The 21,233-nt window shown below is 46.5% G+C and carries 16 protein-coding genes and 1 tRNA gene; 7 read left to right on the top strand and 10 right to left on the bottom strand.

Annotated elements, in window-relative coordinates:
- Positions 1 to 10 precede the first annotated feature (10 nt).
- The 3 genes from bamK to HMPREF0663_RS00080 all read right to left on the bottom strand — a co-directional run bounded on the left by bamK (position 11) and on the right by HMPREF0663_RS00080 (position 2,993).
- On the bottom strand, positions 11 to 649 hold the full coding sequence (gene bamK / locus HMPREF0663_RS00090; RefSeq protein ID WP_004367950.1) for a BamK family beta-barrel-assembly machinery protein: 639 nt from the start codon (positions 647 to 649) through the stop codon (positions 11 to 13).
- Between the two features lie 111 nt (positions 650 to 760).
- Entirely contained in the window at positions 761 to 1,801 is a 1,041-nt protein-coding gene (locus tag HMPREF0663_RS00085) for a DHH family phosphoesterase (protein ID WP_004367949.1), read from the bottom strand.
- A gap of 280 nt (positions 1,802 to 2,081) precedes the next feature.
- Positions 2,082 to 2,993: a glycosyltransferase family protein gene (locus tag HMPREF0663_RS00080; protein WP_016665594.1), complete on the bottom strand. Its 912-nt coding sequence runs from the start codon at positions 2,991 to 2,993 to the stop codon at positions 2,082 to 2,084.
- A gap of 209 nt (positions 2,994 to 3,202) precedes the next feature.
- Between HMPREF0663_RS00080 and HMPREF0663_RS11550 the strand changes: the two genes are divergently transcribed.
- Entirely contained in the window at positions 3,203 to 3,397 is a 195-nt protein-coding gene (locus HMPREF0663_RS11550; RefSeq protein ID WP_016665593.1) for a hypothetical protein, read from the top strand.
- 394 nt (positions 3,398 to 3,791) lie between these two features.
- On the opposite strand, the gene tamL is transcribed toward HMPREF0663_RS11550, so the two are convergent.
- The 5 genes from tamL to HMPREF0663_RS00055 form a co-directional block, all read right to left on the bottom strand.
- Entirely contained in the window at positions 3,792 to 6,152 is a 2,361-nt protein-coding gene (gene tamL / locus HMPREF0663_RS00075) for a translocation and assembly module lipoprotein TamL (RefSeq protein WP_004367946.1), read from the bottom strand.
- Positions 6,149 to 10,783: a translocation/assembly module TamB domain-containing protein gene (locus tag HMPREF0663_RS00070; protein ID WP_004367945.1), complete on the bottom strand. Its 4,635-nt coding sequence runs from the start codon at positions 10,781 to 10,783 to the stop codon at positions 6,149 to 6,151. Before HMPREF0663_RS00070 ends, tamL begins: the two co-directional genes overlap by 4 nt.
- Before the next feature lie 604 nt (positions 10,784 to 11,387).
- Complete coding sequence (locus HMPREF0663_RS00065; protein ID WP_004367944.1) at positions 11,388 to 12,089, bottom strand: RluA family pseudouridine synthase; 702 nt, start codon at positions 12,087 to 12,089, stop codon at positions 11,388 to 11,390.
- A 12-nt stretch (positions 12,090 to 12,101) separates the two neighbouring features.
- Positions 12,102 to 12,854, bottom strand: coding sequence for a 3-oxoacyl-[acyl-carrier-protein] reductase (fabG, locus tag HMPREF0663_RS00060; RefSeq protein ID WP_004367943.1), 753 nt, complete (start codon positions 12,852 to 12,854; stop codon positions 12,102 to 12,104).
- A 35-nt stretch (positions 12,855 to 12,889) separates the two neighbouring features.
- Entirely contained in the window at positions 12,890 to 13,483 is a 594-nt protein-coding gene (locus tag HMPREF0663_RS00055; RefSeq protein ID WP_004367942.1) for a TetR/AcrR family transcriptional regulator, read from the bottom strand.
- Positions 13,484 to 13,923: 440 nt separating this feature from the next.
- Here HMPREF0663_RS00055 and HMPREF0663_RS00050 point away from each other — a divergent pair, with 440 nt between their 5' ends.
- Positions 13,924 to 14,358, top strand: coding sequence for a transglycosylase SLT domain-containing protein (locus HMPREF0663_RS00050; RefSeq protein WP_004367941.1), 435 nt, complete (start codon positions 13,924 to 13,926; stop codon positions 14,356 to 14,358).
- Positions 14,359 to 14,706: 348 nt separating this feature from the next.
- Here HMPREF0663_RS00050 and HMPREF0663_RS00045 read toward each other — a convergent pair whose 3' ends face one another.
- Positions 14,707 to 15,636 carry a hypothetical protein gene (locus tag HMPREF0663_RS00045; protein WP_004367940.1) on the bottom strand — a complete coding sequence of 310 codons (930 nt, stop codon included), beginning with the start codon at positions 15,634 to 15,636 and terminating at the stop codon, positions 14,707 to 14,709.
- 286 nt (positions 15,637 to 15,922) lie between these two features.
- Here HMPREF0663_RS00045 and HMPREF0663_RS00040 point away from each other — a divergent pair, with 286 nt between their 5' ends.
- The 3 genes from HMPREF0663_RS00040 to HMPREF0663_RS00030 all read left to right on the top strand — a co-directional run bounded on the left by HMPREF0663_RS00040 (position 15,923) and on the right by HMPREF0663_RS00030 (position 18,481).
- Positions 15,923 to 16,483: a LemA family protein gene (locus tag HMPREF0663_RS00040; RefSeq protein WP_004367939.1), complete on the top strand. Its 561-nt coding sequence runs from the start codon at positions 15,923 to 15,925 to the stop codon at positions 16,481 to 16,483.
- A 305-nt stretch (positions 16,484 to 16,788) separates the two neighbouring features.
- Positions 16,789 to 17,796: a M48 family metallopeptidase gene (locus tag HMPREF0663_RS00035; RefSeq protein WP_004367938.1), complete on the top strand. Its 1,008-nt coding sequence runs from the start codon at positions 16,789 to 16,791 to the stop codon at positions 17,794 to 17,796.
- Position 17,797: 1 nt separating this feature from the next.
- A complete protein-coding gene (locus HMPREF0663_RS00030) occupies positions 17,798 to 18,481 on the top strand; it encodes a GDSL-type esterase/lipase family protein (protein WP_004367937.1) in 684 nt (227 codons plus the stop codon).
- Between the two features lie 58 nt (positions 18,482 to 18,539).
- Here the strand turns inward: HMPREF0663_RS00030 and HMPREF0663_RS00025 are convergent.
- Positions 18,540 to 18,612 (bottom strand) — tRNA-Met (locus HMPREF0663_RS00025).
- 137 nt (positions 18,613 to 18,749) lie between these two features.
- On the opposite strand from HMPREF0663_RS00025, the gene HMPREF0663_RS00020 reads away from it, so the two are divergent.
- Both HMPREF0663_RS00020 and HMPREF0663_RS00015 read left to right on the top strand, forming a co-directional pair.
- Positions 18,750 to 19,748, top strand: coding sequence for a hypothetical protein (locus HMPREF0663_RS00020; protein WP_004367936.1), 999 nt, complete (start codon positions 18,750 to 18,752; stop codon positions 19,746 to 19,748).
- Positions 19,749 to 19,918: 170 nt separating this feature from the next.
- Positions 19,919 to 21,088: a glycoside hydrolase family 5 protein gene (locus HMPREF0663_RS00015; protein ID WP_004367934.1), complete on the top strand. Its 1,170-nt coding sequence runs from the start codon at positions 19,919 to 19,921 to the stop codon at positions 21,086 to 21,088.
- Positions 21,089 to 21,233 lie beyond the last annotated feature (145 nt).

Raw genomic sequence — 21,233 nt, 5'->3', positions numbered from 1 at the left:
GGCATGGCCATTACAGACCGCGCTCATAAGTTAGTTCATAAGAGCATGGATACACGCCTTGTGTGGCATATCGCTGGCCTGAAGTATGCGGTACGATGAGTTTTACCTTAGCTATTTGATCGGTAGCCGTAACAGGTCGGCCCAGTTTTACGTATGTGAGTGGCACCAACCAACCCGTGGGAACGCTCGCGCTGTTATAGGCCGTGTACATCAGACTACTGCCCTTCAAGAACGATGCGGTAAACGTGCCGGAAGTATTCTTTACGGTCATCTTGTCTACAATAGACGAAAAACGCAGAATGTTATTAGATAATTGAATCGTATCAGTAAGCAAATTGCGCTCTGTAAAGCGGCACAAAGCCGTCGCGGTCTCACCGCTATTGAGCTTATTGCCACAACCTTCGTTTATTATCTGCATATAAACGCCCGAACTGGTGAACAGTACATATTGATTCTTTGCCGTATCTGTCTTAAATCCGGCGGCTTCGAATTGGGCTTCCGAGATTATGTTAATGTTATGTTTGGTAATATATCGGCTGATTGCCTCGCGCTCCCTCTTCTTCTGATCGGCATAAGTTTCCCTGTGACTGCACGATGCTATCAGCAGCAAACCGGCTGTAAAAAGCACTAAATAGCTAAGTTTTCTCATTGTTTACATAATATGAAATTACTACGCAAAGGTAAGAAAAAAAGACGACAGACGATATATGTATGCCTTACGATTTCATTTTTTTATTCTTTCTTCACAGCCATATAGGAGTTACCGCCTCAACATATCGTCGTAATGAATAATGGCTCGGCGCACTATCTGTTCTGCCTCGGCAAGCGAACAGTACAGTTTTCCGCCGCTGGCATTAAGGTGCCCGCCTCCGTTAAAGAACTCCTGTGCCACCTTGTTGCAAGGAAAATCGTCTACAGAACGCAGACTTACCCATACGAGATTATCCTTCCGATCGTCTTCGCGCAACGATATAGAGAGCTTAAGTCCCTTGATTTGCAGCGGTTCATTTACCAAACCTTCGGCATCTCCCTTAACGAAATGGAAATCAGACATATCCTTTCGCGATATTGTAAAGTATGCCGAATGCAATTCTTCGAACACATTAAGCTTCTGACTCATCAAATAACCGCGCAAACGTATGGCCCATGAGCTGTAATTATGGTACACATTGCGGTAGATTTTGTCCTTGTCGATACCCTTAGTCAGTAGCTGTCCGATAATAAAATAGATATCCGGACGCGACGAATTGTAGGTAAAACCGCCGGTATCCGTCATCATTCCGCAATATATAGGTACGGCCTGTTGGCTCGTCATAGTATCGAAACCTCCCATCTGCCATATAATTCGGAAGATCAGTTCCGATGTACTGCTCATTTCGGGGTGCGATATAGTAAGCACGGTATCCATATCCGGCGACAGATGATGGTCTATCATCACCCGCTTGGCAGGTGTTCCGTCGAGCAAAGGCTGCATGTCATCTACGCGCGAAGTGGCATTGAAATCGAGACAGAACACAAGATCAGCATTGGCAAAAGCCTCTTTACAAGCCTCGGGATGCTTGTCGAAACGCACTACCTTCTCGGTATTCGGCATCCATTTCAGGAAATCAGGAAAGGCATCCGGTATCATTAGGCTCACTTGTTTGCCGTGCTGTGTGCGCAGATAGTCGGTCCAAGCCAACGAAGAACCTAAGGCATCGCCATCCGGACTTTTATGACAACACACCACGATGCGCTGTGCATCGGTTATAAGCTGTACAAGTAAGCACAGTTCTTGTTCATTTAGAATGTCTATTTGCATAATGTGTTTATGGTGATCAGGAGGAATAGGGATTAAAGATGAGGGATGAAGGATTGAACGTCGTGCTGCAGAAACTTGACATATTCAAATCTTATTAAAGGAACAAACGCACCTCGGCTCTCTTGTCTTAGAAACATAAACCACTTAGGCGAGCCAAGTCTCTACGGCATAACCGCCAAGCATTTGCCCCCAACTTCTCATCTTTTATCTGTATTCCTCCCCTTCAGAAAGGATAGGAGGGGTTCACATTCACCTTTCCGTCCTCATTTTCATCCAAAGATTAGAACAACTTAGCGGGATATACGCCCGCATCGATGAGACTTTGAATTTTGTCTACCACACTCTGACGGTCGGCCGAATAAGTTACACCGAACCATTTACTCGTAGTATCAAGTACTTTTACGGTGGCTGTACCGTCGTTTATCAGCTTATTTACCATCAGCGGAATAAAGAATTCGGCCTTCAGATTGGTCATATTCTTAGCATCCGACAGAAATTCTTTGAAGTACTGTTCGCTATATTCGAAGTAATCAGGCGTGAAACCCCACATGTTCATGCTCACCGGAGTGCTGTCCTCCACGGCTACCCATGCCCCCTGCTCATCTTTATAGCACACAGGGCCATTTACACGCATTATCTCCGTGCGCTCTACAACGGTGGTCAAGTTCCCCTGTTTGTCCTTCGAGCAAATGCCGCGGGCCACTGTACCGTTGTCAGACAGTGTGTTTCCCACACGAAAACCTACCATAGCATAATTGTTCTTAGAGCCTTCGGGCAGATCAGACAGGAACTTTCCGAGCACCATAAATGCATCACGATTGTAGAAATCGTCGCAATTGATTACGCAAAACGGTTCCTTTATCACATCTTTAGCCATCATCACAGCATGATTGGTGCCCCAAGGTTTCTGCCTGCCTTCGGGAACTGTGAAGCCTGCAGGCAAGTTGTCGAGCGCCTGAAAGCACAGTTCGGCAGGAATATGTCCCTCGTATTTCGAAAGAATTTTATCGCGGAAGTCTTGTTCGAAGTCCTTGCGAATTACGAAAACTATCTTGCCGAAGCCGGCTTTAATGGCATCGTAAATCGAGTAGTCCATAATGGTTTCGCCGTTAGGGCCTAAACCATCCAACTGTTTCAAGCCTCCGTAACGGCTACCCATGCCGGCAGCAAGGAGCAATAATGTAGGTTTCATGTCAATATTGTTTATTAAATGATTTAATGAGTTACTGTCTGCAAAAGTAACGTTTTTAATTGAAAACGGGCCCAACCGCATCATGTTTTTGTTTGTTCGAGGCAAATAGAGAAGAAAGATGCAGAATAAAGGATGGGCGATTAATGGCTGTGCAGTTGTGATTTGGCTCGTCTAAATCTTCTATATTCTAAAAGTAAAGAGGCAAAAGTATGATGGTTTTCCTGAAAAGGATTATACCGATTAAAAACATGCGACACAGCCATCTGCCCTTCATCTATCATAATTCATCCCAATTCTTTATCCCTCTCTTTGAGAGAGGTTGGAAGCAACCGGCAAACACCTACAACATATTTTCGTTAGATGTACAACTTACGCCCGATAGGCACGCCATCCATGACCAATAAACGTACGGCCTATTCTCATCGCATGGAATTAACTCCCCAAAGCACCAATACCCCTATCCGTCTTCCGCAAGACACACCCCTCCTTTGGAGGGGCTGGGGGAGACCGTCATACCGTCCAATTACCTGTCCTCCGCAAGGCACACCCCTCCTTTGGAGGGGCAGGGGGAGGTCACCACACCACCCATCTACCTGTCCTCCGCAAGGCACACCCCTCCTTTGGAGGGGCAGGGGGAGGTCACCACACCACCCATCTACCCGTCTTCCGCAAGGCACACCCCTCCTTTGGAGGGGCTGGGGGAGGCCGTCATACCGTCCAATTACCCGTCTTCCGCAAGGCACACCCCTCCTTTGGAGGGGCTGGGGGAGGTCACCACAGTTCTCCCCTATCACTGCTTTAGAACGGATATCCCACAGCGAGATGTATGCTCTGTCCGTCGCGGAAGCTCTTGATATTGTAGAAACCACTCTTGCCTGTGTCGTACGGAACGTGCAACCCGATACCCCAATCCACGCGGATAACGAACAAACCCATATCATATCGCAAGCCTACACCGGTTCCTACCGCCATTTGAGATATGAAGTTCTTGAACTTGAACTGCGAGTCAGGTCTGCCGGAATCGGCATGTACCGTCCACACATTGCCGGCATCGAGGAATAGAGCGCCAAACAAACTGCCGAAGAGGCGCGGTCTATATTCTATATTTCCCAATATTTTAACGTCACCTGTCTGCTCTATGTACGACATACGCGACTGCCGCGACACGTATTTGCCCGGTCCGATGCTCCTAACATTAAATGCACGAATGCTATTTGCACCTCCTACGTAGAATTGTTCGTAGTAAGGAGCCTGCGAAGAATTGCCATAAGCGTAAACAATGCCCGCATTCAGGTGCCCCACAAGGGTGGAATGTTCCGAAAAGCGCCACATCTTAACGAAGTCGGTCTCTACCTTGAAGAACTGCGCATAGGGGTTCTTGAACATCTTTTTATCTTTGTTGCTCCACTTATAGCCGCCTATCATGTAGCCCAGCGATACAAGGTTTCCGCCCTCGCTCACAGTCGCATCCCACACGATGGGGTTGTTTGTTGCCGATGCATTGGTATAATGATAAGTATAACTCATCTTGGGCACGAACTGATCTTGCATGGATATCTTCAGATAAGGGTTGGCATTCACCAGATTTTCGAACTCTTCGGTTTTGCTGTTCATATACTCATAAGAAAGTATAAGCGGGCTGAAAGTATGATGAGAGCGTTCTGAAGTCCAGAAATCATAGGTAAGTTCGCCCGATACAATATGGCGCTTGAAGTATCCGGCACGGTTTAAAGTGTTGGTAGATGCCTTGAGCGTGGTCGACGGTGTGGTATAAGAGAGCAGATTTCTGCGGCGCGGAAGACTGTCGCGCCTTATTCTTGAGCGTCCGAAAAGGTTGAAAGGTGTAAAGATACGGGGCAAGATAAGTGCGGCATCTCCACCGTATTCGTAAGAATTTACGCCCGAAGAAGAGCCTTCGGCATTATGTCCGGTCTGCCATTCATACGATCCATGCATGTTTATATCTACCTTCTCGCCGCCACGAAAAGCATTGCGTTTGGTGAAACCTACCACAAGTTCGGGCCCTATCCTGCCCGAAGTCTTGCCTTTGGCATTGGCTTCGATATAGAAATCGTAACGCTTATCGAGCACCAAGTCGAGCGTTAAATCGAGCGAGTCGGTAGTTGCAGTGGTATCGCGTGGCGTAAATCGCAGGGCACTATAGCTGAAGAGTCCCATGTTCTGCAGGTTTGTTTTCGAGATATCCTCATTGTCTACGCTGTACAACTGGTGCGGCCTCAACCTTAGTTCGCGCAGGATAACACCCGTTCTTATAGGCGGTTTGCGCCCATTGAAGTGCACTGTAACGCTGCGGCGACGTATGGAATCTTGGAGTACATCGGTAAACTGTCGGCGGAGGTTGATGTCCACGTTCCCGATATACCATTTCTTTTTCACGCTTTCATCTAAGCTGTCGGCCATCTGGAAGTGCAGTAAAACCTTGCCGGGCACGTTCACCGTGTCGGCCAGATATGAGGCATACCCCTCGTTGTAGTAATAATAACCGTTGTTGCGAAATAGTTTCGACAGGCGCAGACGCTCGTTCGAAAGGGCCGAAACACTGAAGGGATCGCCGTTTTTGATAACAGCTTCGCCACGATGAGCACGTATCAAACTGTCTGCCACCAACGGGAAACGAAGGTATTCTATGGAGTCTACCGTCCACAGGGGGCCCATATTCACGGTATAGGCAATCTTAGCTTTCTTGGCATTTCGCCCTGTAACGACCTTATAATCCACATCTCCGCGGAAATAACCGTACTTCCGTAACTGCAATTCGGCCACACTGGCACGCAAATTCGGATTGACTTGGCTCATCAGCTTGGGCTTTGAACCGAAGGTGTTGCCTATCCATCTGCCGATACCCGACGTAGATTGCGAAAACGCATTCCATATCCACAGGCGAATGGGGAACGGTGTACGGTAATAACTGCTGCCGAACAAGGCTCCATTAGGGGCCGATGCGAGCACATATTCCATCTCCTCCTGCGTCTTAACGGCATGTTCGTTTTTACTATAATTGGTATATTCTATCTTTTTCAGGCCGGTAAAGAGCTGTTCGCCCTCGGGTATGGCACGCGTAGACGAGCACGACAGCACCGACAACACTGCTGCCGGCAACAGCAATACAGCAAATATACGCGTCTTGGATTTGTTCATTTCTTCTGATTGTTTTTAATTGTTGCTGAGTCGGATTTTACTTCCGGCTCCGGCGGAAGTACCGGCTTCTCGCTCTTGAAACGGAAAATATCCCAGAAATGTTGCAGCTTTCGCTTCCACATAAAGCCCGCTCCGTACATCCCGATGCGGCCTTCAAGCCAATCATACGTATTGTTATTGTAGAACAGACGGAGATATTTGCTTGAATTTTGGTCCAAACGATACTCCAATTCCACATTATCAAAGAAGGTATCGTTACGCTCTTGGTCGGTTTCAGTGCCCGAAGAAACCTTTCCACCCACTATAACACTGAGCCTATTGTTCCATAATCGCTTGGCAAAACTGAAATTGTAATCGGTATGTATGGTACCTGTAGAGGTAGTAGAGTTATCAACACTCATGCCTATATCGAGCCCCATCGAGCGCATGGCAGTACCTGCAATGTTGTTGATTTCGGTGTTCAGGAACGAACTAAGGGCACTGTTCATGGAGAAAGAGCTCGTGTTGCCGTCGGTAAGATACATACCCGACACCAACATGGCAATGGCTATCTTGCCACGTTCCTCGGTTGTCATGGTGTTAAGTTCATCCTGTGTGGATACATCATTGGGCGCATAAATAACGAACTGTATACCCGGACTGCGCAAAGACCGTGAAAGTATCACTCCACAATCGAACTCTACCGACCTTCCCAAGCCTGTCTCGGCGTTCACGGAGGCCTTTACACGCTCGGTAGCGGTAATACTTAACTTCGGATTCAGGGCATCTCCGGTGAACTCGATGTAACTTCCGTTCCTGATTTTAAAGGTCTTCAGCGGAATTACAGGCAGCGAATATTTCATTTCTCCGTTATCTAAAGTGTACCTACCCGTAAGACGTATGTTATCTACAGTATTATAACTCATGATCAAATCGCCGCCTCCCATCAGGTCTATATAGTTGGAGTGTTCGGCATTGAGCATACATGTAATGTGCGCAGCTTCGTCTATACTCATGGCAAGTTGCATATCTAAGCCCGTTAGAGGGGGCCTTTTCACCACTTGTTGGGCCGTATCTTTGAAGTTGGTGAACTTTACAAGCTCGTCGAGTTGGTTGTCTGTCGTCAGTTCAGTATCTCTCAATACGTACGTCATATCGGTTGTACCGAGCACATCCAGCTTTCCACGCATCTTTAAATTATCTATCGGGCCCTGCATAAAGCCGAAGAAGTTGACGAAGGCCTTACCATAAGCTGTGGAACGTGCATTCTCTTTGGCATCTATGAGTTCGAAATTCTGTGCACGCATACGCACATCGAGCATCATACGATCCATATCCGAGAAGTCGAAACTGCCCGAAAGGTTCAGCGGACTGGCATTGTTAGCGAACATCTCAAAGTTCTCAAACAGCAGTTTACTGCCCTTTATGCGTACCGGATCATTAGCAAAACGCATCTCAACTCCATAGGGTACGCTTACAATATACGACGAATCTAAGTACACTTCGCCATCTACGTAAGGCTTAGAAAGGGTGCCTTTCACGGTTAGTTCGCCGTCGCCGTAGCCTCGCAAGCCAACAATTTGCTCGGGAATAAAACCGTTTACGACCTGTAGAGGCAGGTGATTCATGCCCAAGGCGGCATGCAGATAGCCGTTTTTATCATAACTTCCTTCAATCGTTGCTACCTCATTGCCCTCGCTCATCAGCATGCCGTTCACGCTATGAGAGCCATCTGACCGCGGCATATAGACAAACTCTGTACTTACATTGCCGATCGGACAGTGTTCATAATACATATTATCCACAGAAACGGCAGAAGACACGGTTACCACGTCGGCAGTCTGGATAACATGGAAATCGCCGTTCATGCTGCCGGAAATATTGGGTGTATAGGGTATTACCGATAAAATCTTCTCCAAATCGAATTTATTGAGGCTGACGGTTATATCTTGCAGGGCATCATGATTATCGTCATCGCTCTGCAACATAATACCCGTACCATCGGCGGCCAGCAGTTTCACCTTTGCCGAAACGCGCCTGTCGTTGCCCAAGAAGATATAATTATCGTCGTTTACGCCGAACTCTTTGTACCCCAATACGGTGTTCTGCCCGAGAATGTGGGCACGAATACCGCCGCTTTCCATTTCGGCCGTCATGCCGAGGTCGATGCCCAACTGCTCATCGATATCGTAAAGACGAGCCGTAAGCGATGTGCCTCTCTCCGTCATTCCCCCGCCAAAAAGAGCATTGAACACATATTGAGGATTGTTCTTTCCGTTACGTATCTGGCCCGAATAGGTAATCTTGTCGTCGGTAGAAGCCACATTAAACCGGATAGTATCGAGGCGCACGCCGTATGCTACGAGCGAATCGACCTGCAACTTGCCATTGATACCGGCAACAGGCGACGAGGTCATGTCTACCAAAGCGCCTTTCAGTGCAAATTCATACCTATTTAAAAGACGGATAAAGAAGTTATCGTTGCCCGTAGACAGGTAAAGTTGCATGTACGGAAGTCGTTCTCGCAGGGCTACTTGGTCTATGTATTTATTCTTGTACTGCCGCCGAAGCTCGCCGGCCACGCGGTTTGCGGCTTTCATTAGATGTTCGTAACCGCCCTTGCCGTTCAGTTTAAGATGAAAATCCCCACAGTCTACCACAGCATGAGTGGTATCCCGTCGCGTCAACACATCGAGTACTATGTCTTCAGGTCTACTTGTACGCCCGTTCTCCACTACGCTTATGTCGCTTACAAGTCCTTGTACCTTATAATAATCTTTCATGTCGGTGCCCAAATCCACATGCCCGCAGAAAGCAGCCGTAACGGGTACGTCGGTTAGATGCAGGCGATAAAGGTCTGCTTTGGCCAAATCGCACGATACCGTGGCGCGTATATTCTTGGTATGGAGCAGGGCATCGAGCGTTATGTCGCCCTTCAACAACGGGTTGTTGCTGCTGATGAATGCATGGGCCTTGCCCCCTGCCACCCGTACATCGGCCGTAAGACGGTCTACATTGTAACCTCCGTAGCTGAAATTCGTAACACGTGCTTTGGCTGCAAGGCGCGTTCGGGGCGACATGAAGTCGGTTCCAACGCCGTCGGCCTCTACATATCCCGTAAACGGACGTAACCCCATATTGGGCACGAAGTGTTGTATTTGCAGATTGGCAGCCGTAAGTTTCGCCTGATAAGCCATGCGATCGAGGTTGAAACGGGCCGTTCCGTTCAGGCTACCCTGCCCCTCTCGGGCTATAAAACGGGCCTGATAATCTTTCCGGTCGGCCTTTAAGTGCCCGTTCAGGCTTATTCCTTGGGGGATACGAATGGTTTTCATCAGCTCCCGATCGAGCATCGAAGCCACGAAAGAGAGGTCGTAAGTACGCGCATTCACATCGATATCGGCCCGCAGACGGTCTATATCGGCAAGATTTTCAACATATCCGGCGGTTTTGAAAGTAAAGGCCGTGGGCAGTTTCAGGCTCGCCCCAACGATCTGCATGCGCCGCATATTGCCGCGTACCACGCCGTCTATCTGCAACGGATAGTTGGGGAACCGCTGCCGGAAGGCCTTCGGCATGGATTGCATGAAACGCATAATATCCTGCTTACCTATGGATGCGTGGACTGTGGCATTCATCTTGCCCGGGCGACGGGCATCGAAAGCATTCAAATCCATAGAGAATTGCGCCGTTATACTGCTCTCCGGTGTGCACAGAACAAACGACGGAAGGTGCAAACGCAGCGAGTCCATCGCCACAGGTCCGGCCATCTGTGTTACCTGCAGCCCGCTCTTTTCGTTGAAAGCACAGGCACGCAAGCGCATCGAAAGCTGCGGACTGCAATACAAGAAAGAGTCTATACCGAGCGTAATGCCGCTTAATGAAAGATGATTATAGTCGAGTCCTTTGGCATAGGTCTCAAAACTATTGTCGTATTTCAGCCGTCCGCCCGTCCAATCCAAACGCTTTACACGGTACAGTCCTTTGTAGAGATCGAAAAAGCCGCCCTCGGCAACGGTTTTACCCAGATAGGCTTGCACCTGTAAAGTATCGCCCGGCATGTGCACGGTGACGTCTGTACGACCTATATCAAGATGGTCTGCATAGATTTTCCAATAGTTCTTGCTCTGCGAAGTATCGGGAGGAACGGTATCGCTCAGTTCTATATTCATCTTTGCATCGGCCAAAGTAACAGAGTTTATTCTTACGGTTTCGCCCGATAGATCGATGCCGTGGCTCTGCAAGGCCAAACGGCCGATGGTGCCTTTCACACGGGCTTCGTGAATAAAGTTGGCGGTATTCACCTTCATATCGTTGAGTTCGAGACGGTCGATTTCTACTTGTTTGTGCAACAGGGGCAACAACTGCACGTCGACCACCGCCTTGCCGACACTGGCAACGGTATCTTTCATCTGCGGCAAAGAGTCGTTCTGCCGGATTACTTCGATGCCCTCGACACCCAGATCGAGCGGAAATTCTAAGTTTACATGGGCTATGCTGATCTGCATGCCGGTCTTTTCAGAGGCGTAAGAAGTAGCTTGTTTCACTGCCCAATGCTGGAACGGGGGGAAGTAAAACAACAGCGAAAGTATGATAAACAGCAGAATGGGCACGGCCAGAGCAATGCTTATCCACTTCAGGGCTTTTCTCATAAACGACGTATATACATTGGTTGCAATGAATGTACTAAAAAGATATTTCGTGCAAATATAGGTATTTTTTCGTGAAAGTCTATGGTTTTAGCGGCATTATTTATGCGGGTTTTCTGCAACGAGGAGGGGGTAAATCTCCCCTACCCCCTACGGAGGAGGGCGATATGGATGAGGGATGAGGGATGAAGGATGAGGGAGTAATGGCTGTATTGCAGGGGCTTGGCCTACTTTTGGATGAGGGATGAGAGATGAAGGATGAGGGAGTAATGGCTGTAATGCAGGGGCTTAGCCTACTTTTGGATGAAGGATGGGGGATGAAGGATGAGGGAGGGCTGTATCGTAAGGGTTTGGTTTATATAAGATGAGGCTTTACAGCCCGCCTTTCAGATATTTTACGGACATGTTTCCTCTACTTGGGAGAGACAGGATGACGTTTTCATGCCATTTTTAATTACACATTACGGAAATACGGGGCATGTCTGTGCAAGATGTACGGGATGAAAAATGAAAGATGAGAGTTGAATACAGAAAAACACACCGTATGTCTGTGCAAGATATACGGATAGTTTATCGGCAATAGAAGCCTCGTCTATCGCCGATAAACCTATTGCATATTATCGCTTCGCCCGTTCTCTGTTTGCGGCGCAATGGCCTGCCACAGGTTATCATCGGGCAAAGGAGCGGTTACGGAGATGGTTTTCTTAGAAACCGGATGCACGAACTCTACCCCACGGGCAAGCAAAGAAATGCTGCCATCAGTATTGCTTCGCGGCGCTCCATACTTCAGATCGCCCTTGATGGGGCACCCTATACGAGCCAATTGGCACCGTATTTGATGGTGTCTACCGGTCATCAATTGCACTTCGATCAAGGTATATCGCTCCGATTTGCCTATTATATCGTACTTCAATACGGCCTTTTTCGAGTTCGGAACCTCATGATCGTAGGCGTAACTCTTATTTTGTTTCTCGTTACGCACAAGCCAATCGGTCAGCGTTCCCTCGGTTTGCTGCGGACAGTTCTTGGTTATAGCCCAATAAGTCTTGTGCACTTCACCGTCTCTAAACATGCTGTTTAACCGCGAGAGTGCCTTAGAAGTCTTGGCAAACACCACTATACCGGCCACAGGACGGTCGAGTCTGTGCACTACACCTATGAACACGTTGCCCGGTTTGGCATATTTGTCTTTGATATATTGCTTTACCGTTTCGCTCAAAGGCACGTCGCCGGTCTTATCGCCCTGCACGATTTCGCCGCTACGCTTAGAGACTATGATAATATGATTGTCTTCGTAGAGAACCTCCATGAATGGTTTACATCACATATTCATACCGCCATCTACCTGTATAACCTGCCCACTGACGTAACTGGATAGGTCTGAAGCAAGGTAAAGAGCTGTGTTTGCGATGTCTTCTACCGTACCCCCGCGGCGCAAGGGTATCTTGCTAATCCACTCCTTACGGATTTCTTCCGGTAACGCCTGCGTCATTGCAGTGTCGATAAAGCCCGGTGCAATGGCATTGGCACGCACCCCTTTCGGTCCCATTTCTTGCCCGATACTCTTCGCAAGGGCAATAAGACCGGCCTTAGATGCCGCATAGTTCGCCTGTCCGGCATTGCCATGTACGCCCACAACAGACGCCATATTGATGATAGAGCCGCCACGCTGGCGCATCATTACCGGCACACAAGCATGGATAAAGTTGAATGCGCTCTTCAAATTCACGGCAATTACCGCATCCCATTGTGCCTCTGTCATGCGCAACATCAGCCCATCTTTGGTAATACCTGCATTGTTTACCAGAATATCTACCGATCCGAACTCCTCTTTTACCTGCTTTACAACCTCTTCAGTCTGTGCAAAGTCGGCCGCATTACTGGCAAAACCTTTCGCCTTCACACCAAGTGCAGCGATCTCGCGTTCGGTCTCTAAGCCTCCATGTTCTTCGTCAATAAAGAGATCAGTGAATGCTATATTTGCGCCTTCTGCCGCAAATTTCAGTGCTATAGCCTTGCCTATACCGCGTGCGGCACCCGTTACAAGCGCCGTTTTTCCTGTTAATAATCCCATTTTTCTAATCGATTAAATTGTTTATATGATTGATTTTACTTCAGACTTGCTTTACCCAAAGCGCCATAGACCACCTTGGCAACCAAGGGTTTGCTTGACTCTTCCGTGAGTCCGTGCCCCAAACGTCCGTAAATGAACGGCACTTCGAGCCCTTTAATACAATAATGTGTAATGTCTGCCACTAAGTCCACATCGTCGATATCGAACTCTCCGTCAGCCTTACCCTCGACATATACCTTACGAAAAAGCTCTATCTCGTCCTCGTCGAAGTTCTTCCGTACCTTTTCCACCATCCATATATTGCGGAAAAACTCGGCTCTTAAGTTGCCATTTCGTACCACAGTCTCCTTGATCATGCTTAGGTGAGTGTAGATAAGCTCTATGATTTTGTCCTGTGGACGCATTTTCATGGCTGCTACTTCGTCGAGTTTATCGGACAAACGCTCCAGTTCAGACTCGATAACTGCCGAATATACGTCTTCTTTCCGGCTGAAATACGTGTAGAGTGTGCGCCGTCCTTTGCCGGAAGCCACGGCAATATCGTTCATTGTAGTATTGGCTATCCCGTTTTTGGCAAACAACTGACGGGCAACATCTACCAGTTTTTGCCGTGTTTTAGATATCGACATATTCAGCTCCTCCGTGGCTTTATGTTAAATGCACATGTATTATCGTTGTGCAAAAATATTATTTTTATTCGGACTATGCAAGCAAATAAACATTTTATTATTGCTCTTCGATCAAATTTATTGGTAAAAGCGAACACTTTTTACGTACTTTCCACTTACAACATAAGTACTGTCTATGCCCGACAGACAGGCCGTTTAACTGCCTTATACTCATAGCCTATCGCCGATATTTATATAAATTATTTGGCCTGTTCGTATTTTTTTCGTATCTTTGCGCCCGATAAGAATAAGGATAGCACATTCTTTTTGTTTCGGAAAAGCTATTCACTAAGGTATCTGAACGGAGTTTAGACTGTTGGCACAACTCATTCTCACATAAGCTACAGTCGCGAGTAATCTTTGCTTTTTTCCTATACTCAGAACTCCATAAACAACAAAGTATGAAGAGATTTATAACGTATGTAGTAATAATTTTAATTGTATTTTCAGGATTCCCAAGCGCTGTTTCGGCAGCAGGCAAGGGGAAAAAGGCAAACAAAGTAGACTGGAACCCCGTGATAGAAGCCATTATTCAAGTAGAAAGCGGTGGGCAACGCTACGCTAAACATGGCAACTCGGTGGGCGTAATGCAGATAACACCGATCTTGGTAGCTGAATGTAACCAGATTCTTAAAAGGAAAAAAAGCAAAAAGAGATACAAATTATCTGACAGATTCAGCATTGCTAAGTCGAAAGAAATGTTCCTTCTCATCCAGTCTGTACATAATCCAACGAACAATATCGAACATGCAATTCGTTCATGGAATGGGGGTACCCATTATAGCGTGAAGAAAACGCAGCGATATTTCGAGAAGGTTATGCGAGCAATGAAATAAAATATTGCAACTATACAATCCGGTTGTTCTTACTGCTTACAGGGTTCGAACAACCGGATTTTCATTTCCGTCGGGCCCGTTCGGTCAACATTCTTCCGCCGCCTCTTATAGCTGCCGCTCCCTAATATAACGCCCGTCTCTTATTTCAGAAAGATATCGCCCTGTCCTTGCCCATCTTTACCAAAGACAGGAGTACACTCTATAATTCACACCTATAACTTGTTTATTACAAACACATTGCAAACTCATTTCTCATGTTGCCTACCTAACCGCCTTACACAGGCACTCTATCGGGCTTAAATGGCACATCTGCCTTTTACAGGGCGTAGCTTTTGCTTTCAAGAAAGCCTACTCTTCTTTATCTTTCCGATACCGGCAATTCAGTTCGAAGCCGGTTACAACAGTGCCGGTAGGGTTTACTTTCACGCAAAAATTATAGCGGTTCCAAAAGAGACCGTCACTTATCGACGTCTTCGCCACACAGTATGAGTCGTTCGTACGCGTATGATCGGCGTAAGAGGGATACAGCCAAATGCGTTTACCGAACGTGGCTTCGAACTGTTTACGATGGAAATCGGTGAGCAAAACACGATCTACAGATACGTCGACATGCGCCTTTTGCAATGCAGCGAGGTTGCTCTCATACATATACAGTTCTTTGATAGCGCAACGTTCGAGGGGAGATGTTTCGCCCTCTTCGGGGTAGAGATTAACGAAGGCCACCACAATACCGTCTTTAACAAGGGCTAAATCGCTGTTCTCTGCCGATGTTTCGTGCTTGCAGGTAAACGTTATGGTTCTTTTCTGCGGGGTGTACAGGCCCAACACAACTGTGCTCCGGCCACGTTCTGCACGTATGGTGTCGGGCGTATCGGTATTTTTCAGATAAAGCACATAACCTTCCTGCATCAAATCTCGTACCGTTGTTTTACCGATAACCAACTCAGTTTGTCCTATTCGGAAGACGGGCGGGCGAACAGGAAAGCCGATGAGAGTATAAACAAACACGCCGCTCAAGAAAAGTATCAACACGAAAAGAGCCACAACAACCGCACGCATACTTTCGATATCGCGATGCTTGATACCTAATGTCTTACCTTCAGGTGAAACATCGATACGCGTATCGATGCCGAAAATAACATCCCATTGCGAGGTCAGACGCCCCTCTTCATCTCTTTGAGGACGTTTCAAAAATCTGTAAAAACCATAATATATGGCAGCCATGAGCAGCACAAAAACCACACACATGGCTATGAACGAGAGTTGTACCTGTGTCATATCGATAGAAAATCACCAATCTAACTTTGGTCGGATAAATACCTGCGAGTTTTCAGGGAGCGCATCTACATATTATATATAAGGTTACTAACCGCAGACAAAGGTACGAAAAATAAACTCATATCGCAGCTATACAGGGGCCACCGGCTGTTAATAAATCTTATACTTAGCATTTTTCAGAATAAAATCGTATCTTTGCAATCGGTACATACATTTGCCTGCAAACCTCTATAGGGGTATGCCGTCGGGCGGAAACGTACGATTTATCAACTAAAAACAAAATATTATGACAGGAATTATCGTATTGGCAGTGGTGGTGCTACTGGCACTTTGGGCAATCAGCATCTATAACAACCTCGTTAAGTTGCGTAATAATCGAGAAAATGCTTTTGCAAATATCGATGTTCAACTGAAGCAACGTTACGACCTTGTGCCGCAGTTGGTAGGAACAGTCAAAGGCTATGCCGAACACGAAAAAGAAGTATTCCAGCGCGTAACCGAAGCGCGGGCGGCCGCAATGAGTGCAACTACGATTAATGATAAGATGGCCGCAGACAACGCACTGACCAGTGCACTGGCCGGACTCAAGGTGTCTTTAGAGGCTTATCCGGAACTGAAGGCCAACCAGAACTTCCTGCAGTTGCAGGGAGAGATAGCCGATATCGAGAACAAACTGGCAGCCGTGCGCCGTTACTTCAACTCGGCAACGCGCGAACTGAATAATGCCGTGCAGACTTTCCCCTCGAACCTCTTTGCCAACATGTTCGGTTTTAAGAAAGAACCGATGTATGAAGTGCCGCAAGAACAGCGCGACAGTTACGAGAAGGCACCCGAAGTAAAGTTCTGACAGGGTGCGGACGGCACTTCTGCACCACCGCATCTACAGGCAGAGAAGCACCCTTTGGTTTACTCGAACCTAAGGACTATGCCGTTTCTCTACACTTGTTCAGTGTTACAAAGACCGTCTCCTTACAATAAAGAGGCCATCTCCTTACAGTAAAAAGACCGTCTCCTTACAGTAAAAAGGTCGTCTCCTTACGGTAAAGAGGCCGTCTCCTTACAATAAAGAGGCCATCTCCTTACAGTAAAAAGGCCATCTCCTTACGATAAAGAGGCCATCTCCTTACGAATAAAGAACTAACTCTTACACACATGAAATATGTAGGAATACAAACTCAGATACGCCGGAATAACCTGTTGAGCCTAATATTGTTGATGATGTTTCCCATTATTATCTTAGGCATGGTATGGGTATTTCTGGCATTGGTAAACTATTTCGGTGCGGAATACTACGACGAAATGGGAAACAGAATATACACCCTCGACGTGGAAACGGTGAATTATTACTTCGTAACCACAGTGCCTTGGGTAATCGGGGGCGTGGCCTTGTGGTTCGCAATCGCCTATTTTACGAATACAAGCATGATCAGTCATGCTACCGGATCGCGCCCGCTGACACGCAAGGAGAACCCTCGGATTTACAATATCGTGGAAAATCTCTGCATCACATGTAACATGGATATGCCGAAGATCAACGTTGTAGACGATCCGCAACTGAATGCTTTCGCCAGCGGAATTAACAAGAACAGCTATACGGTAACCGTTACAACAGGACTGATGAGCCGTTTAAACGACGAAGAGCTTGCTGGCGTGATCGGTCATGAGCTCACCCATATCCGCAACCACGACACTCGGTTGCTCATAACAAGCATCATCTTCGTGGGTATCGTATCTACAATAATGAGCTTGGCGGTGCGCTTAATGTACAACACCATGCTGTATGGCGGCGGCAGACGCAGCAGCAACAGCAACGGGAAAGGCAGCGGAGGCTCTATTATCGTGATATTTCTCATCGGTATAGTGTGCTGCGCCATTGCTTACTTCTTCACGTTGATTACCCGATTTGCCATCTCTCGCAAACGCGAATATATGGCCGACGCGGGCGGGGCGGAACTTTCGGGCAATCCGTTGGCACTGGCTTCGGCGCTAAAAAAGATATCCGATGATCCCGGATTGGACAATGTAGGGCGCGAGGATGTAGCTCAACTGTTCATAATGCATCCGGATGAGATGGCTACAGGTATCATGGGGTTCATGAATTCGCTGTTCAGTACCCATCCGGATACTAAGAAAAGGATTGAAATACTTGAGCAATTCTAAGATGAAAGGGATAAGATTGGCGATGATAACGCTATCGGTAGGCATGGCGATGGGCATGTATGGACAGCAAAAAGTAACGTACAAATCGTTTCCGCACTACAATGAACGGGTGGCAGAATTTGAGAAAATGAGGCCCATAGACAGCACCGACATTGTGATGTTGGGCAACAGTTTAACGGAACTTGGCGGAGATTGGAACAAATTATTAAGGTGGAAACGCATACGTAACCGCGGTATAGCCGGCGATGACGCAGCGGGTATCATGGGCAGACTGATACAGATATTGCCCGGAAAACCCAAGAAACTGTTCCTGATGGTGGGCGTTAACGACCTTAGTCACAACCTATCGCCCGAACAGGTGGTGGAATTGTGCAAGCAAGTAATTGAAAAGATACGACGCGAAGCGCCCGAAACGAAGCTCTATGTGCAGAGTCTGCTGCCCATCAACGAGTCGTTTGGCCGATGGAAAACGCTCGAAGGAAAGACCGATGATGTGGCACGTATCAACAGAGCATTACGCATCTATTGTGCCGCACAAGGCATTACATACATCAATCTTTTTGCAAAATTCGTGCGTCATGGTACTAATGAAATGCGTAAGGAGCTCACTGTAGACGGCCTGCACCTGACACCTTTCGGCTATAAAGTCTGGGCATTCGAGCTTCGTAAATACGCCATAGAGTAACAACCAACATAAAAAACGCTCAAAATGTCCGTTAAATAAGACCTTTGAGCGTTTTAAGTTGCGGAGGCAGGATTCGAACATGCGACCTCCAGGTTATGAGCCTGGCGAGCTACCAACTGCTCCACTCCGCGATATTTCTTAATTGCGGATGCAAAGATAAGGCTTTTATTTGATATCTCCAAATATATTCCAACATATTTATCTTAAATGCCTATATTCCGCACATCGCTTTTAAAACGACTAAAGTAACTATAAAATTCTTAGCTATATGAGAAAAATATATTGTTTGATTATATCTGTTATCGTTATTACGGGTTGCAGTACTTCGGAAACAGACGAACACTCTAAATCCATTATCTTATTCGAACAAGCCATACGTAACACTCAAGCAGGGCACGAAGCCAATAACGATGGCACCCCTTTTGTGTTCAAGGGCTTTGATAATCCAAGGCAATTATGGCAAAAAGGAGGAACGGTAGATTTGGGTGCAGCTCTTAACATCGCTTCTTGGAACCATAATTCGCGTTTTTACAAGACGTGTGGATGGGGACTTTACGGTGAAGAAGGGGCATGTGTCTATCCCGATGAAAATCGCAACATGGATCGTTATTGTCTCACAGGAGGCTTATTCATAGACGCTAACAACCCCAATCCTAACACTTTGATAAACGTAAAAAACTATCGTGCATACATACTTTACAAAGGTGAAAACGTATGGCGACGCATAAATTTCCCCGAGTCGCAGATAACCGACGAGACACCTATCAGATGGTCGGGCGCATACGACAAGGACTATGTTAACGTACTTTATAAACCGGGTGACTCTAACTCTTTCGGTTTCTATAAGCCCATCCAGCGCGACGGATATTCTGTTATCCCCATTCCCAAATCAGGTAATTACTATTATTACGGAAACAAATGGTGTGATGCCAAAGTAATTATCAACCATTTCGGAACCAACAGTATGCATCTCCCCGAAGATATAGACCAAACTCGTATAGAGGGTATCTACATTTCAGTGGATGTACGCTTAGATCCGAGCACTCCCGATGGCAAGGTAGGCATGGATATCAGCATGAACGGAGGTTATATCGGCATTGACAAGCCATGGGCTCATGGCTTCGGAGTTTCACGTGTTATTACTATTTCCACTAAATGGAAAACCATTAACTGGATAAACTACGAAGGCGGGCAAGGTGCGAGAGATTGCAGCGACAAGGTGCTGAGTAAAGAACGTATTCTAAGTACAACCTTGCCAAACGACTAAAACAACGAAATCAGAGGCACAAGAGATATCTTTTATTTTATAAAGATTTTTACTCATAACGAAGTAACTCAAACAGACATCGTGAGCAAATTATTTTCAAAACATATCTGCCATCCCTAAATACAATTTATAGATTTATACTTTAATTCTTAACTTAAAACCTATTAATTATGAGAAAAGTCATTGTATTATTTACGCTATCCTTACTAATTGCATGCGGAGGTAAAGACTCTCCCATTGTCCCCGATACACCTAAACCGGATCCTAAACCCAATCCCCCCACACCTCCCGAAGAGATTGTTACACCTCCAAGAGTGCGCGGCTTTATGGTGAGCAGCGCAGAATATTTAGACCAAAAAGCCATCAGCGATGCTAAATCATGGGGTGCTAATGTTATCAGAATGCAGTTTAACCCCGTGAATTATGCAACAAAGCGGAAACGCGACTTTTGGGAAGCTCTGCCGGATTATCTCAATATGGTTCAAACAAAAATCGATGCAGCCCGTAGTACTGGTATAAAAGTTATCATAGATTTACATGAGCCACCAATAACGATTGATGGAAAAGTCCCTTCAACTACGACACAAGGAACGGAAGATTTTTGGAAAAATCCTGAACTCAAAACTAATTTTATTAGGATGTGGAAAGAGATTGCCACGAAATTCAAAGGTAATGAATACAATGACGTGATTTGGGGCTACGATCTTTTCAACGAACCGCAGATCAACTGGCAACATCCACCAAAGCAATGGGGAGAGATGTCTCCCGATATCATCGCAGCTATCAGAGCAATCGATAAAGATGTATGGATTGTTTATCAACCCGGTATCAACGATAACGAATATAAAACTTATGTTCCACTGAAAGATAAACGCGTTATCTACAGTATTCACTTCTATAAACCTTTCAGCTTTACTCATCAGGGTGTCGAAAAAATATACGGAGCTGAAAACATGTCGCGCGAACAGGCACTTGCCGCTATCCAAAACAAGTACCCTAATGGGAATTGGAACCGTTCTGCTATGGAAACAGACTTACGTCCTGTTGCCGATTTTGCAGAGAAAAACAACGTCCCCATACTCATCGGCGAATTCAGCGTTATAGCATGGGCACCCATCGAGAGCTCAAAAGCATGGCTGACGGATGCAATCTACACTTTTGAGAAATATAACTTCTCGTGGTGCTATCATGCTTTCCGTGAGTGGCAAGGTTGGAGCTTAGAACATGCAGAAGGCACAGATGCTTTCTGGTTTAAAAAAGATCCGACACCTGCCCCTGTGGCATACGAAACCGAAAGGGCAAAAATCGTTAAAGCAGGATTTAAGAAAAACGAACAGTAAGAAAACCTTATAAAAAACATTCACTTTTCATTCCTAACGTTTCCTCTTCCTGTAAGAAGGAAGAGGAAATATTGTGTAATGAATTATTCCGCAAGGTCAACCTCCGTGGTTCATCGCGTCAACCTCCGTGCTTCAGCGTGTCAAC

The organism is Hoylesella oralis ATCC 33269 (assembly GCF_000185145.2).
Lineage (GTDB): Bacteria > Bacteroidota > Bacteroidia > Bacteroidales > Bacteroidaceae > Prevotella > Prevotella phocaeensis.
This window is presented reverse-complemented; position numbering and strand designations above follow the sequence as displayed.